The sequence below is a fragment of the Chitinophaga hostae genome, from assembly GCF_018224885.1.
GTDB classification, from domain to species: domain Bacteria; phylum Bacteroidota; class Bacteroidia; order Chitinophagales; family Chitinophagaceae; genus Chitinophaga; species Chitinophaga hostae.
On the sequence record NZ_JAGTXB010000002.1, the window covers coordinates 507,729 to 523,860 of the forward strand.

The window sequence follows — 16,132 nt, forward strand, 5'->3', positions numbered from 1 at the left end:
TTTTTTGTGCGCATTTTAAATGATATTGATGGAGGTTTATTTTACGATTGATAAAACAGCTGTAGCAGAATTTAAAGACCGGGGCAGTAAGTTTCTGGCATACGCCTTTCCGGTTAAAACCCCGGAAGCCGTAAAAGAAGCCCTTGCTGAAGTAAAAAAGGAACATCCCAAAGCCACACATCACTGTTATGCCTGGCGGCTTGGTACCGGTGGTCTTCAGTTCCGTGCCAGCGACGACGGAGAGCCGTCCGGTTCCGCCGGAAAGCCCATACTCGGGCAAATAGACAGTAAACAGATAACAGATGCCCTCATTGTGGTAGTGCGCTATTTTGGCGGCAGCCTTTTAGGCGTGCCCGGCCTTATTAATGCCTACAAAATGAGCGCCGCAATGGTATTGCAGCTGATCCCCGTGATCCAGAAAAACATAGAAGTAAAATATCACCTCAGCTTTGATTATACCATCATGAATGATGTGATGATGGTGGTAAAACAAAATAACTGTACCGTACTGTCGCAGGAACTGCAGTTATTTTGTGAGATGGAAATCGGCATACCCAAAACAGGCGAGGAACTATGTCTCCTGCGTTTGAAAGATATTTATGGTCTCAGTATAACGAAGCGGAAAGCATAAAATCCAAAGCATAAAGCCGTTGAAGCGAATGAGGGTGTTTTTACGCTGATCATTCGCTTCAACGGCTTTATGCTTTTCGCTTTCTGCTTTCTGCCAGTAAATAGATAGGACCTCGAATAAAAATTTGTATGAAATAGACCTTGTCTTTATCGTTTTTTTCTTAAATTTAATTTTGTTAACTATATATTTTCTTAGCCCGTTTTTTAAAATAATGCTGTCAGGATGAAACTGTTGAATAACAGTGCCATCCATCCTTTTCAGATCAGATTGAGTACCATATTAATATTAAAAGCCCCCCTTGTTTATGTTACATACCATCACGACCGTATCTATTGCTGACAAACAGTTTAAACAGTTCCATTCGTTGCGGCTGGAACAGCAGTTGCAGGGACATCATCATTTTGAACTGAAAATCGGGTATGACTGGCTGCAGGAGCTGGGGCCGGGCATGGTATCTGCTACCAAAGCCTTCCTGGGGAAGGAGGTAAGTATTACGATTCAGCCTTATGAGTCATTGCAACATTATGATCCGCTTATATTCAACGGTATTGTTATGTCTGTCAGTGCCGGGAAGGAAAGTGACGGTACGCACGGTTTCTGTGTGATCCGCGGATATAGCCCCACTATTTTATTGAATAATGATCCGCATATACAGGCATTTGAGAACCAGGACCTGGGCGCCATTGTGAACACCACCCTGAAAGCTTGCGGGCCCTACGTTTCCCGGCCACAGGTAGATCCAAATACCAGTAGCTCTCTTAAATATGTGGTACAGTACAAGGAAACTTCCTTTGACTTCCTGCACCGCATGTCTGAGCGTTACGGGGAATGGTTTTTTTACAACGGACAGCAGGTGGTTTTTGGTAAATACCAGCCACGGGACATATCGCTGGTACACCTGGTGGATTTAATGAGCTTTGACCTGGAAATGAAGGTGCAGCCTAATAATCAACAGCTCAACGGCTACGATTACCGTAATAACAAGGTGGTTGACAATGCTACAACTGCCGCGCCGGCAGGAAAAGTAAATGATTATACACAACATGTACAGGGGTTAAGTGAGAAGTTATACAGTAACCCGTCATTGTTCAAGATGACGCATGCTTTCAGCAGCAATGCAAAAGCAGAGCTGGATACGCTGGTGACCCGTCAGAAGAAAGGCCGTATGGCTGGTATGGTGCAATTGAAGGGTAGCAGCCGGCACACATCGCTTCGTGTGGGCGACCATATTTCCATCCAGGAAAATGTGTATGCAAAAGACGATCATGGAAAATTTATGATCTGGGGGTTAACTCATTATGTAACCGGCAACGGCGACTATTATAACGACTTTGAAGGCGTGCCTGCCGACGCGGCAGCGCCGCCGGTCAACCTGGAGAACATACCTTTCTGCGAGTCGCAGAGCGCCACCGTAGTGGATAACCATGATCCTAAAGACCTGGGCCGCGTGAAAGTCCGGTTCAAATGGCAACAACAAGGCACCACCCCCTGGATGAGAGTGGTTTCTCCTCACGGGGGAGGCAGCAAAGGAATGTATATGGTACCGGAAAAAGGGGAAGAAGTAGTGGTGGATTTTGAAGGCGGCAACCCCGAGCTACCTTATGTACTCGGTACCACCTATAACGGGGAGGGCAAGTCCGGCTTCGGATCGGCGGCAAACGACATGAAAGCCATACGCACCCGCAGCGGGATCTCTATTTTACTCAATGATGCGGACGGCAGCGTAACGATCACCGATCCTGGCGGAAACCGCATATTTATGGATGGAACGGAAAATATCTCCATTTCCTCTAAAACAAAAATGGAAATTTCTTCCAAAGAGATTGAAATCACCGCCGAAAAATTCACCATCGCAGGATCAGAAAGCGGTACACTATACTCCAAGAAAGCTATTTATATGGAAGGCAAGGAATCAGTAACCGTAAAGGGAAAAGATACCTTGTTTAAGGGAGATGAATCGCTGACAATGCTTACAAAGGAATTCATGGCTAAAGGAAGTACCAGCGCACATGTTACCGGGAATACTGTAAATGTGATAGCTAATAAAGACATCTCCATGAGTGGCAGTACAGACGTGTGCGTGTCTGGCGGACTGGTGAAAATAAATTCCTGATCCTGATAAAGCTAACTTATGACAACGTCACCATCCATTGGACAGGAATTCTATAAAGTACGCGATGCCTGGGCTGTTGCCGACGCCGATAAACACTGGAAACTGGCGATCTGGCTGGTACAGTATGCAGATGTGGATATCATTGATAAATTCCTGGAAACAGAGCGTACTGCCATTGGTGTTTTTAAAGAGATATTTTTTCGTTTCGATACCCCCTACCAGGATGACCACGAAGCTTGGGAAAAAGCATTGTGGGAGGAATATATATCCTGGTTTGAGCCTGTAAGCAACAGCGATTATGATATCTATGGCGCATTGAAAAAAGACAGGCTGTTAAAAGAAGACTATCAGCCGGATCTTCGCCTCAAACCTTGTGTACAAAGTATCTGGAAGGAGTTGCTGCGATTTAAATCCCTGATTGCGGGATTGGAAGATATTGGTTGCTGTATCTACTTTCCGCCGTTAAGACCGGATTGTCCGGATGCCGGCGACTGGTATGCGGATGTATTGAAAAAAGGATTGCCTGATGGTATCCGTCTTGTTACCATCGATATTGTAACCAACCCCAGGATTACCCTTTCCAAAAAAATACTGACCGAACAGGTAACATTACTGCAACCACCATTGGAAATGGTGGAAGCAGTAAAAAATGATATGGATAAAGGCGGCGGCAATTCAGACAGCGTAAGTATAGACGCACGTTTCCGCAAACAGATCCGCAAGGTGATGGATTGTACTACCCAGCAGGATGCTGGCGTACTGGGCAACGAAGTGGCGCTGTTGTTATCGTTGTGCAAAAAAATGGGCGGCGCCGCTTACCAGGTTTCAGGACAGATGATTGCAGCACAGGCTTATTTTATGATCCGGGAAACGGATAAAAGCGCCGGCTATGCTGATAAAGCCATTGCCCAATCCCGGCAACTGATGAATGCCAATGATCCTGCCGGGTACCCTACGTGGAAGTCATGTGTGATGATAAAAGCGGCCATACTGGTCGGCAAAAAGAAACGGAAACAGGCCATCGCATTATATGAAGAGCTGGCGCATGAAGCAGCAAACAAGGCCGATGCTTTTATGATCCTCGAAGGCTACCGGCTTTGCGGGCATTTGTACTATGAGCTGGGCCAGCTAAACATTGCTTTTGAAAATCTCCTGCTCGCTCTTACCGGCGGCAGCTACCTGGAGCTGGAGGTAAGACGGCAGTCTACCTTCCTGCACGCCGCCGCCATGGCAGTACACCTGTGTGAAAAAGCCAGGGGACCGGAAGACCTGAAAATCCTGCAGGAGCGGTTACAGGAACAACTGGGTAATGACTGGGCTACCCTGCTGCAGTCTGAAGGCATGGACAAGGCAACGGTACGACGTAAATCCAATCTTTTTGAATTCAATTAAACAGTTTAGCCCCAAAAATTGAAGTATTATGGCGGTAGAAAATAAAGGCTTCGGTGAGTTATTCGCCGAAAAGAAAAATTCATTGGACCATATACAGAAAGGGATGGCGAGCATATTGCCTTCATTTCCCGGAATGCCCGCTGCGAAATACTTTGACCTCGGAATAGGTATCGATTTTCATGATTCGGTTTTTCCTCCATCTCCTTTATTGCCGGTGCCTCATATCGGCATGATATACGATATAATGGGCGCAATTATGGCGGCTATCGCCAGTGTGGTGCCACCGCCACCACCGCCGCCGGAAGCAGAGGAAGGAAAGGAGCCGCCCCCTCAACCCTTTTCCCTGGCGGCAACGGCGCAGATGTTGATACATGCACTCAGCCCCTCGGTAAAAGTGCATAATCAATGGATCGCTAATGCAGGAACTCCCATCTTTCATCTGCCCGCGTTTATCGCGCATCTGCCATTTCCTATCGTGAAGCCTAAAGCGGCTTCTGAAATGTGGATGGGCAGTTCTACGGTGCTGGCTGACGGGGGGCCTTTTTCAACACAGTTTCATCCGGCGTTGTCCTGTAATCTCGTTGGGCTTCCCTCTCCGCCACGGCTTAATAAAAAAAGTACGGCGATGGCCTTGATGGCACCTACTTCTGTGCTACTGATCATGACTTCTGCCGGTAAACCCGTATTGGTAGGCGGTCCGCCAACCATAGACCTGTTTCAGCTAATGTTTAAACTGGGGTTAAAAGGATTGTCGAAAGCAGCGGGTGCGGCATTACAGAAAATAATTAGTAAGATTGAAAGTCGTTTCCCCAAGCTGGCGGAGGCATTACAGCATTTTAAATGCAAATTTTTTGGTGAACCCGTCGACGCTGCCAGCGGAAGAGTGTTTGCGGCTAACATAGATTTTGAACTCCCTGGCCCTATTCCACTGGTATGGGAACGCACTTATTATAGCGATGCAGTGGTGCCTGGTCCATTGGGTTATAACTGGCATCACTCCTATAACATGAGCCTGTTTGATCTGCATAATGGGTTTTTCAGTATAAGGTTAGCTGATGGCAGGGAAACGGTGATGCCTGCGCTGACAGCCGGTGAGCGTTATTATAACAGGAAAGAACAGCTGTGGTGGCATCGTGATAACAGCGGTTATTACCTGCAGAATACAACAGGACTTAGCTATCGCTTCGCCTCCAAACCTACGCCGGACGGTAGTTATATGCTCTCTGATATTCGCAGTGTTGCCGGTTTTAATATTCAGTTCCGGTATAGTGGTAAAGGCCATCTGCAACAGATCATTGATAGCGGAAATCGCTTACTGCAGGTAACAACGGATGCGCAGGGCCGCATCGAGAGGATTCATACAGGGAATGGCGCAGATATCATCAACCTGGTTCGCTACAGCTATGATGATGCTGGAAACCTGAGTAGTACCACCAATGCACTCGACGTTAGCAAATACTTTTTTTACCAGGGACATCAGTTGGTACAGCTAACCAATCAGAGTGGCATGAATTTCTACTGGGAGTATGCAAACGGCCGTTGTGTACATACCTGGGGCGATGGTGGCGTGTTGGAATATCATACGCGTTATGAAGATGGGAAGACGGTGACGACTAACAGTCTTGGCCATACTACTGAATATTATTATGATGAGCGGAATCTCATCTATAAAATCATCGACGGAAATGGTGGGGTCACACTTCAGCAATATAACAGCGATGAGGAGCTGGAAGTGATAGTAGATCCAATGGGGAACTCCACGAAAACAGCGTATGATGAATATGGCAAGATCATAAAAGAGGTGAATGGAAATGGGGAGGCAACCCAGTTTTCGTATGATGAAGAACAACGGCTGGTAGCGGTGAAAAGCCCTGGTGGCAGGCAATTGAAATGGAGTTACAATGAGCTGGGATTACTGGAGAAAGAGACCCAGGTTGATGGTAATACGCTGAAATACGTATACGATACGCATTGTCGCATGCACCGGGTTACTCACAGCACTGGCCGGATATTCGAAATGGAATATGATCAGCAGCATAATTTGAGCGGACTCGTTATGCCGGAAGGAACAATGCAGTCCTGGGAGTATGACGAACTTGGTCGATTGGTAAAGGAAGTCGGTCCCAATGGTTATCGGTATGGATACGTACGTGACGCTGTTGGTAATTTGATGCGTACGGAGGAAACTGATGGCACTGTAAATATCTTTAGCTATGATGCTGCTGGTAATGTGATTTCAGCATCCGATGGGCATCGACAGGTGAATTTTACATATGGTCCATTGGGAATTTTAACAGGCAGGCTGCAACATGGTGCAAATGTACGTTTCAATTATGATACCGAACAGCAACTGCGCACGATCATTAATGAGAGAGGTGAACTGTATCGTTTTGAATTGAATGCCAATGGAGAAGTGATACAGGAATGGGGGTTTGACGGACAGCATCGGCAATATGAACGTGATGGAGCGGGGCAAGTCAAAAAAATAATACGGCCAGGTGGCCGGTGGACTGTTTACGATTATGATGGTACCGGTAATGTGATACGTGAAGAACATCATGATGGAAGCATTGCCGCTTACGGCTATAACAAAGATGGTTTGTTGACAGGTGCCTTCAATGAAGATGGTGAGATAACTATTAAATATGATGCTTGTGGACGCGTGGTGAGTGAAATACAGGGGGAGAACGTTGTTACCCGGGAGTATGACGAAATGGGAGAGCATAGTTTTATAGGCAGCAGCTTGGGCGCAGCTATCACGATGCAGTATAACGCAGGTGGAGTAGTAGAAAAGATGTTAGTTTCCAATGGAGAATCAGGCGGTAAATGGGAAGCATTATGGAAATATGGAAATACCGGGCTTGAAATGCAAAGATGGCTTCCGGGGGGCGTTAAGGTACAAACCCAGCGGGATAAAGTTGGAAGGATGATACGGCAATCCACTGGCGAAGATAAAGTTGTACATCACGATACACGTTATGATTGGGGGCGCTCTTCTCAACTACAGCGTATTATCAATGAGCTTACGAGAACACAAACACAATTTGCGTATGATGAGGTAGATAACCTGGTGAGTGCGTCTTATGTAGAAACACGTGGTGCTGCTTTGGAAACTGTTTACAGGATTTCCGATAAATCGGGTAATTTATTCAGAACACCCGCTCAGAAAGACCGTGTATACGGCAAAGGAGGGCAATTGTTGGAAAGTCCGGATTACTATTTTCATTATGATTGCGAAGGTAACCTGTTGTTTAAAGAGTTTAAGCATAACAGTGACATTGACGCTGAGGATAAACAAATTTATTTTAAAGTACAGAAGATTGCACCCAAAGGAAGTGGTACTGGCTGGAGTTATGAATGGAAAGGTAATGGATTGCTACGTAAGGTGGCGACACCGGCCGGTGGCGAAATTGTGTTTCATTATGATCCATTGGGACGACGTATTGCTAAGGTAGATAAGCAACAAAAACAAGTGTTCCGCTGGCTATGGAATGGGAATATGCCTTTGCATGAATGGCAATATCAAGGGGATTATCCACTACATTTAAGTGCTGAAGCAGGTGGTGATTTGCAAGCACGGCCAGAACCGATGGAGAATCTGATCACCTGGGTATTTGAAGAAAATTCATTTACTCCTTGTGCCAAACTTGTCTCACAACAATCTTATAGCATTATTTGCGATCACCTTGGAACGCCCACACATGCTTATGATACTGCTGGATGTAAGATATGGGAAAGGGAACTTGATTGTTATGGGAATGTAAGAAAACTGCATGGAGATAAAACATTTTGTAGCTATCTTTATCAGGGACAGTATATGGATGAGGATACGGGACTTGCGTATAACAGATTTCGGTATTATTCACCGGATGATGGCATGTATCTAAGCCAGGATCCTATTGGGCTTGAAGGTGATAATCAGACGTTATATGCCTATGTAAGCGACACAAATGCATTAGTAGATGTTTTTGGCCTTAAAATAATAACCGTCTATCACTACACAAGCAAGAAAGGATATAATGCTATTGCTTCGCAAAAGCCCCATATATTTAAAACATCTACTCCCGGTAAGGGAAATCCTAAGGGAGTATATGTAACAACTAAATCTCCTGAACAATTGGCTAAAACAACAAATGGGTATAAGAAATTGGGTCTGACCGGTGAAAAATCATCACATTTTTTTGAGTTCAAAGTGGACGACGCCAAGATAAAACCTTTGCCAGGAGGACGCGGACAGACGGGCCATGTACTGTATGCTCCGGAAGATTTAACAGTTCCAAGAGAGGATGTGATAAGACATGGTACAACACATTAAATATTAAGAGGAATATGGAAATAACAGGGACCGATTTGATTTTTTTTAGTACAAAGCATCCTTCAGAAGTGACAGGTGTATTTGTTAATTTGGTAAAACAAAAGTGGCAAGACCCAATTATAGATGGATTGGAAGAATATTTAGCGGATACTTCCGGTAATGTAGATATCTTCTTTGAAAAGGATGAAGAGATGACGATGGAAGATATTGGTTTTACCTTGAATAAAAATGGAGAAGGGAGTTTTCGTTTAATCAGTACGTTTCACGAAGAAATTGATTTTGAGGTAGCTGTTAATCGGGAGATAATTCCTATGTCGGAGTATTCACCCAAAGATCCTTATCCGGCAAGGATGATGATCCAACATGTTTATGAATATACCCTGGTTTTACCAGGACTGATAACGGAAAGCCAGTTTTGTAACGAGATCTATTCCTTTCTCATAAAGGCACTGGAGTTACGATAATCTTTGTTGCTCATAGTGATAGCCGAAGAACATGGAGATGAGAGCAGATAGCCACGGAAATTTATACGATAAAATCCTGGATGAAGCTTATTGAAGATGGAGTTCAATATTGATAAATTTATTCGTACCGGTAGTTTTTTTGACAAAGCGGAGGAAAAAGTAGATGTCAGCTGGCTCAAAGAGCACAGTGATACCGTTTTTGGAGAAGATGTGCCTATGTACTACTTCTACCGGGGAGATTTTACTATTTCTTTTGTTTACGATATTGCTGCAAATCAGATAGCGGCAGAGCAGGTGGAAATGTCAGGCTCACCGGCCTCGCAAACATGGACCAGCTATGATAGTTTTGTTGAAAAATATGATCCTGAAATAACTGCGATCTACGGAGATGATGAAGAAACCGTCCTGTTTATGCGCAGTGAGGTAAATGTTTATTTTAACAAAGAGGATGACGATAATGCACTGGCTAAAATTACATCCAGGAGCGATGCTTCCAGGAACCTGGCGATAAGTATTTTGGATAAGATCAGATAGCATACAGGAACATTTTATCAATTTGGTTCTCATAAAGCGTTAAAGGTGTAATAACTGACTGATGAAACTGGCAGAAGCAATGAATACTTATAACATCGCGTTATTTATGATTACTCAGAAAGGGTATAAAGTAGCCGCAACGCTGAGTAATGATGGCGAAGATGTTATTGGCTGGAAAGCAAGGAAAGATGTGAATGAAATTTCCACATTTACACCACTTTCGCTGTTATCACTTGTTGTGATAGCTGAAGAATATGGAGATGGATGGAAAGCAGTGGACCATGGTGACCTGTATGAAAAAACGCTGGAAGAAGCGGAATAAAGAAGCTCCCTATATGAGTACTGACAAAAAAATATCATCCTTTGTTTCAAAAAAGCAAATGGAGCTGGAAACGGCCTATAAAAGCCTGAGTAGTTATTCGGACTACATTTCCTTCCTGGAAGCCTCCATCAGGGATTATGCGGAAAGCGGCCGGGAAGAATTCTCTTCCACTTTTGTTGAATTTGGCCAAACATTCACAACGGAGTATCATATTGTGGATCTGCTGACTGGTATGGCGGTGTATAGAACTGCCCAGGTAGTTGTAACCGGCAATTCCGGGCCGCTTTATTCATCGTTGTTGAACGCGCAATATTTTAAAATATTGGCACTTTTAAAATGTTTGCAGGAGAAGAAGACGGCGAAAAGCATTTTTAGCACGGAGATATCCACGGTGACTATATTGGCAGCTGTTTATTTTCCGGAAGTATTACCACCGTTAGCAGAATATTTTGCTTTTTACCTGGAAGAAGAAACGGTGCTGATGAACAGAACTATATATGCAAACCTGTTAGGAAAAATAGACCTGATGCCCCTGGCGGTATTCGTGGCAAAGGAAAGCGCCGGGTATGATCTTCTTCCGAAAATTAAAAATTATATCAGCGATCATATACAACCTGTTTATCAACAGGCAATGGAGCAGCTGTATAGTGAAGATACAGCAACCGTATCAGCATGGATTGATGGATTAGTGACCTATCATATCACTAATAGCAAGGATGACTGGACTTTGCCTTTCAATCATACGATCTGGCAATATTATCCACTTGAAATAATTGCGTTGCTGGAACTGAGAAAGCGAAAGGGGATGGATAACAGTTTTATCGATAATCCGTTACTAAATACGTGGAAACCGTTGATTGAGTCAGGAACGCAAATCAAGGCAGATGACCTGGTGCTAAAGCTGTATGAACGGATCACTGGCAGGCCGTAAATATAAAAGCTTTTAATTAAACGCAGGGAAGAATTCCGCTGCATTTAACTAAAAGCTAACTGCTAAAACCTAAAAGCTATTTAAATCTCTCGCTTACAACCAGGTCCTTACTGCCGGCGGTATACTTATAAAATCCTTCTCCGCTTTTCACACCAAGATAACCCGCAGTAACCATGTTAACGAGGAGCGGACATGGTGCATATTTAGGATTACCAAAGCCGTCGTGCAGCACCTGCATGATAGAAAGACAAACATCGAGTCCTATGAAATCGGCCAACTGTAAAGGTCCCATGGGATGCGCCATACCCAGTTTCATCACGGTATCAATTTCCGCCACACCGGCTACACCTTCAAACAGGGAACAGATGGCTTCGTTGATCATAGGCATCAGGATGCGGTTGGCGATAAAACCGGGATAATCGTTTACTACGCAGGGAACCTTTTCCAGTTTCTCAGACAGCGCCACGATGGCGGTTGTAATACTTTTATCCGTAGCATAGCCATTAATGATTTCCACCAGTTTCATTACTGGTACAGGGTTCATGAAATGCATGCCAATTACTTTATCAGGACGTTTGGTGGCAGCCGCGATTTTAGTAATGGAAATAGAAGAGGTGTTGGTAGCGAGGATGGCGTTGGCTGGTGCGTGTTGATCGAGATCCTGGAATATTTTCAGCTTCAGGGAAATGTTTTCCGTGGCTGCTTCTACCACGAGGTAAACATCTTTTACGCCTGCGGCGAGATCTGTTTGCAGGCTGATGTTGGCCAGGGTGCCGGCTTTTACTTCTTCCGTAATAGATCCTTTGGTAACCTGTCTGTCCAGGTTCCTGGTAATGGTTTGAAGGGCCTTATCCAGCGCCGGGGCAGAAACGTCTACCAGGTTAACGGTAAAACCGTGTTGAGCAAAGACATGCGCAATACCATTTCCCATGGTACCAGCGCCAATTACCGCAATTTTTTGCATGGTGTAGTGATTTGTCGGGATTGAATGAGCCACTAATTTAAAGCATTACGGGTTACGAATTACTCTCCGTAACTCTCATCCTTTCTTTTAAAGTCGCCTCGCTTCCAGGCCTGTATAAACTGAGCCCATGCCAGCGGGTTAAAGATATTCTGTGGAGGTGGCTGCCCGGCATAGTAGAGGTTCTGTGCCTGTTTATTGAAGTATTGGTTTACGCCTTCACGCCCGTCGACCGGTGTGAAACGTGCCATGGCACGAAGCCTGGCATTGTTGGTGTTTTTTCGTGCTACTTCATAGGCATCATCGGGGATGTCCATATTGGCGAAGGCACGGTCAAATTCTTCCTTTGATAAATACGGTTTGATGATGGTTACCGGGAGATAGGTGGTATCTTCTACCATCAGCTGTATCAGGGAGAAGCTGTTCCCCTTGATATCCGGCGGTACCCGGTAGTTTTTGTGTTTAAAGCCCACCGCACTGAACGACAGGGTATCGCCCTTAAACACCACGATAGAAAATATACCGGACCTGTTGGAGATCGTTCCTCTGCCCTGACCTCTCACCAATACGCTGACAGCGGGGATGGCCCGGAGACTGTCTGCGGTCATGGTAATACCCGAAATCTGAATGACGCTGTCTCTGAATTCCGCAATCTGAGCCTTTAAAAGGAAAGGAGACAAAAGGAAAACAATTGTGAGTGACAGTATGTAGGATCTTTTCTGATGCATGCCGGCCCTAAGATATAAAAATTTAATTACGTGTTTCCATGCAGTTGATCACCTGCCCAGAGAAATTGTAAATTAAATCCCAATTGGGTTAACTTTGTTGTCTGGATTCAAAATTAACAACAATTTATGATCACGAAAGAGCAGGTTTTAAAGGCCCTGAGCAACGTAGAAGAGCCGGATCTGGGTAAGGATCTCGTTACGCTGAACATGGTAAAAGATATAGAAATTGATGGCAATAAAGTAAAATTTACGGTCATACTTACCACGCCGGCCTGTCCCTTAAAGGACCTGATCCGGAATGCCTGTGTGAATGCCATTCATATGCTGGTGAGCAGGGAAGCCGAGGTAGAAGTTGTCATGACCGCCAATGTAAGTACCAAGAGAACCAACGGACAAGGGGTATTGTCTAATGTGAAGAATATCATTGTGGTGGCTTCCGGTAAGGGGGGCGTTGGTAAATCGACTGTGGCGGCCAACCTGGCGCTGGCGCTGGGCAGAGATGGCGCTAAAGTAGGCCTGATGGACGCGGATATCTATGGTCCTTCTGTTCCTATTATGTTTGGGTTACGCGGAGAAAGGCCACTGATGGTGAATGTAGATGGCAAAGGCATGATCCAGCCAATAGAAAAATTTGGTATCAAGGTGATGTCTATAGGTTTGCTGATTGATGAAAGACAAGCAGTAGTTTGGCGCGGACCTATGGCCAGCAGTGCATTGAAACAGTTTATTACAGATGTATATTGGGATGAACTGGATTACCTGGTGATCGACATGCCTCCCGGCACAGGCGATATTCACCTCACATTGGTACAAACAGTGCCTGTTACCGGTGCCGTGATTGTAACCACGCCGCAGGACGTGGCCCTGGCCGACGCCAAAAAAGGTATTTCCATGTTCCAGGGACAGCAGATAAATGTGCCAATTATTGGTTTAGTGGAAAATATGGCCTATTTCACACCCGCAGAACTGCCGGACAACAAATATTACATTTTTGGAAAAGAAGGCGGAAAACGCCTGGCGGAGGAGCTGGAAATTCCTTTCCTCGGACAAATTCCGTTGGTACAAAGCATCCGTGAGGGTGGTGACGACGGTATTCCTGCCATGGCTGGTGATGAAAAAATTACGCGCAAGGCATTCCTGGATGTTGCCGGCGCTGCTGCCCGCAGCATCGCTATGCGCAATGCCAATATTGCACCTACCAAAATAGTTGATATTATTGTTTAGCACAACGCAGAAAGCGTAAAGCAAAAAGCTATTGAAGCGGATTATCCGCGTTGATAATCCGCTTCAATAGCTTTTTGCTTTATGCTTTCTGCCTTACCCTCTGTAATATGTATACACCGAAACACACCAGGGAAACCGACTGGGATACGATAGCTGCTTTTATCAGGGATAATGGTTTTGGTTTGCTGATCAACGTTGACGACAAAGGAACCCCTCATGCCACACATATTCCCATGACATTGGTAGAAAAAACACCCGGTAATTTTGTGCTGCATGGGCATGTCGCCAGGATTAATCCGCAATGGGAGTGGTTTGAAAAAGGTGATACCCTGGCTGTTTTTTCAGGGCATCATGCCTACATTTCTTCTTCCTGGTATGAGAAAGACAGAATTCCAACCTGGAATTACATGGCAGTGCATATTCACGGTCACATCCGTATACAAACAGCCGACGAAATGGTAGCTGCCCTGGGTACGCTGATGGACCATTACGAGGCCACATCTGCCTGCCCGGTACATATAAGCGATATTGATGATCAAACACTCCGGAACAACGTAAAAGCGATCGTAGGATTTGAACTCAGCATCCGGGATGTGAATGCCAATTATAAGCTAAGTCAGAATAAGAAAGACACAGATTATTACAGTGTTATTAACCATTTGAAGGCTTTGGGAGATGAAAATTCGCTGCGCGTGGCAGCTGAAATGGAAGCCCGCCGGTTTGCCGGAAAATAGCTGAAATATTTTATTTTGTGTTGACGCACTTAACAGTAAAAAGGAATATCTTTATTTAGCTTCCTCGTAAAAATATGTCAGCATTGTAGGTAACCACAACTACCACAGTGAATAATAAAGGTGGTTTTTCAAATACAGGTAATCATAATATGTTTAAAGAAGCGTCAATGCTTAAGTTTTACTTAACTTTGCGCCCCAAATTAACCGAATATGAATCGACAGGAATTGGTGAATCTGATTAAGGAAAAGCAGTCGTACCTCTGTGTAGGACTGGATACAGATGTACAAAAGATTCCAAAACACCTGCTTTCTCATGCAGATCCGGTGTTTGCCTTTAACAAGGCGATTATTGATGCTACCAAAGATCTTTGTGTAGCCTACAAAATTAATACGGCCTTTTACGAAAGTATGGGTATCCGTGGCTGGGAAAGCCTGCAACGTACCGTTGAGTATATACCTTCCGGTATTTTTACCATTGCTGACGCCAAGCGTGGCGATATCGGCAATACTTCCACCCAGTACGCCAAAACATTCTTCGAAACTTATAAGTTCGATTCCGTAACTGTAGCGCCTTACATGGGTAAGGACAGTGTAACGCCTTTCCTGCAGTTCTCTGAAAAATGGGCTATTTTATTGGGCCTTACTTCCAATGAAGGCAGCCAGGATTTCCAGATGCAACAGATCGGCGACGAATTCCTGTTTGAAAAAGTACTGAAAGCGGGAGTAGAGTGGGGTACGGCAGATAATCTCATGTTTGTGGTAGGGGCTACCCAATCATCACAACTGGGTTATATCCGTAAACTGGTACCGGATCATTTCTTCCTGGTGCCTGGTGTAGGCGCCCAGGGCGGCAGCCTGGAAGAAATCTCCACACAAGCCATGAATAAGGATTGCGGACTGCTGGTGAATGCAAGCCGCGCTATTATTTACGCCGGTAACGGAGAGGACTTTGCCACCGACGCCAGAAACGTGGCGTTAAAATATCAGCAGGAAATGGCTGGTTATCTGACTAAAATTGCTGCTGCAGTATAAGAAATTGTCTTGCCCAGGATTAGACTGATTTTGATGATTTGAAGATTTTTTTCTTGTGATTTAAAAGATTTAAAGAGATTTTGGAAGATGTATGTGAGTATTTTTCGCCTATATCTTCCAATTTTTTTTAAATCTTTTAAATCACAAGAAAAAAATCTTCAAATCATCAAAATCAGTCTAATCCTGGGCAAGAAAAAATCCTAGTTAAATAAACAATTCCTGGCTGTCCACCAGGGTTTTACCTCGAAAATAAGACGGCCTGCTGCCACTGCAGGATCCGTATTCACCAACGACACCGCCTCCAGGCTGTCGTTGCAGGACATAATAAAAATGCCACGTAAATCTTCATCATTCCCAAACGGGCCTGCCACCAGGATTTTGCCTTCCTGGGCCAGTCTGCCAATGTTGGCAAGATGATCACGTTGGATTTTTGCAGCTGTAGCGGAATCCTGGTTGCGCCAGGGGCCTTTCCGCAGAAAGACCATCCAGTACCGTTTTAGCTCAGGGTTTGCGCCTGGTTTGTCTTTTGGGGGCAGCGATTTGACTGCAATGGATTGTAATGGTGTGGGGTGAAATGATAACATCACAATGACTAAAAATCCCATTAGCAAAAGCGCAGGTAAAACTTTGCTTGCCATAGCTCTCTAATTTGACAGAAAGGTAGGAAAATAAGCGGAAAGCGTAAAGTATAAAGCAAAAAGCTATTGAAGCAAATGATTAACGCGGAAAATTAATATCCGCTGTGGACATT

General features: G+C 44.7%; 13 protein-coding genes and 2 pseudogenes. 11 read left to right on the forward strand and 4 right to left on the reverse strand.

The window, feature by feature from the left end; genetic code table 11:
- The first annotated feature begins 28 nt into the window (after positions 1–28).
- The 8 genes from KE626_RS06360 (at position 29) to KE626_RS06395 (ending at position 10,702) form a co-directional block, all read left to right on the forward strand.
- Positions 29–631: an IMPACT family protein gene (locus KE626_RS06360; RefSeq protein WP_211972019.1), complete on the forward strand. Its 603-nt coding sequence runs from the start codon at positions 29–31 to the stop codon at positions 629–631.
- Between the two features lie 304 nt (positions 632–935).
- Positions 936–2,744 (forward strand): type VI secretion system Vgr family protein, encoded by a 1,809-nt coding sequence (locus tag KE626_RS06365; protein ID WP_211972020.1) that lies wholly within the window; start codon positions 936–938, stop codon positions 2,742–2,744.
- A gap of 18 nt (positions 2,745–2,762) precedes the next feature.
- Positions 2,763–4,136 (forward strand): hypothetical protein, encoded by a 1,374-nt coding sequence (locus tag KE626_RS06370; protein WP_211972021.1) that lies wholly within the window; start codon positions 2,763–2,765, stop codon positions 4,134–4,136.
- 28 nt (positions 4,137–4,164) lie between these two features.
- Positions 4,165–8,451 carry a DUF6531 domain-containing protein gene (locus KE626_RS06375; RefSeq protein WP_211972022.1) on the forward strand — a complete coding sequence of 1,429 codons (4,287 nt, stop codon included), beginning with the start codon at positions 4,165–4,167 and terminating at the stop codon, positions 8,449–8,451.
- Positions 8,452–8,465: 14 nt separating this feature from the next.
- Positions 8,466–8,915: a hypothetical protein gene (locus KE626_RS06380; protein WP_211972023.1), complete on the forward strand. Its 450-nt coding sequence runs from the start codon at positions 8,466–8,468 to the stop codon at positions 8,913–8,915.
- Positions 8,916–9,011: 96 nt separating this feature from the next.
- Positions 9,012–9,449: a hypothetical protein gene (locus tag KE626_RS06385; RefSeq protein ID WP_211972024.1), complete on the forward strand. Its 438-nt coding sequence runs from the start codon at positions 9,012–9,014 to the stop codon at positions 9,447–9,449.
- Between the two features lie 61 nt (positions 9,450–9,510).
- Entirely contained in the window at positions 9,511–9,771 is a 261-nt protein-coding gene (locus KE626_RS06390) for a hypothetical protein (protein WP_211972025.1), read from the forward strand.
- A gap of 13 nt (positions 9,772–9,784) precedes the next feature.
- The gene (locus KE626_RS06395) at positions 9,785–10,702 is read left to right on the forward strand and encodes a hypothetical protein (protein WP_211972026.1); all 918 of its coding nucleotides are present in this window, start codon (positions 9,785–9,787) and stop codon (positions 10,700–10,702) included.
- Positions 10,703–10,778: 76 nt separating this feature from the next.
- Here the strand turns inward: KE626_RS06395 and KE626_RS06400 are convergent, their stop codons facing one another.
- A complete protein-coding gene (locus tag KE626_RS06400) occupies positions 10,779–11,666 on the reverse strand; it encodes a 3-hydroxybutyryl-CoA dehydrogenase (RefSeq protein ID WP_211972027.1) in 888 nt (295 codons plus the stop codon).
- 59 nt (positions 11,667–11,725) lie between these two features.
- Positions 11,726–12,391: a carboxypeptidase-like regulatory domain-containing protein gene (locus tag KE626_RS06405; RefSeq protein WP_211972028.1), complete on the reverse strand. Its 666-nt coding sequence runs from the start codon at positions 12,389–12,391 to the stop codon at positions 11,726–11,728.
- Between the two features lie 126 nt (positions 12,392–12,517).
- Here KE626_RS06405 and KE626_RS06410 point away from each other — a divergent pair.
- Positions 12,518–13,528: pseudogene (locus KE626_RS06410) on the forward strand (Mrp/NBP35 family ATP-binding protein); the annotation flags it as partial.
- Here the strand turns inward: KE626_RS06410 and KE626_RS35155 are convergent.
- A pseudogene (locus KE626_RS35155) lies at positions 13,442–13,618 on the reverse strand (hypothetical protein); the annotation flags it as partial. The pseudogenes KE626_RS06410 and KE626_RS35155 overlap by 87 nt on opposite strands.
- Before the next feature lie 104 nt (positions 13,619–13,722).
- On the opposite strand from KE626_RS35155, the gene KE626_RS06415 reads away from it, so the two are divergent.
- Complete coding sequence (locus tag KE626_RS06415) at positions 13,723–14,349, forward strand: FMN-binding negative transcriptional regulator (protein ID WP_211972030.1); 627 nt, start codon at positions 13,723–13,725, stop codon at positions 14,347–14,349.
- Positions 14,350–14,559: 210 nt separating this feature from the next.
- On the forward strand, positions 14,560–15,381 hold the full coding sequence (pyrF, locus tag KE626_RS06420; RefSeq protein WP_211972031.1) for an orotidine-5'-phosphate decarboxylase: 822 nt from the start codon (positions 14,560–14,562) through the stop codon (positions 15,379–15,381).
- A gap of 200 nt (positions 15,382–15,581) precedes the next feature.
- On the opposite strand, the gene KE626_RS06425 is transcribed toward pyrF, so the two are convergent.
- A complete protein-coding gene (locus tag KE626_RS06425; protein WP_211972032.1) occupies positions 15,582–16,019 on the reverse strand; it encodes a YciI family protein in 438 nt (145 codons plus the stop codon).
- Positions 16,020–16,132 lie beyond the last annotated feature (113 nt).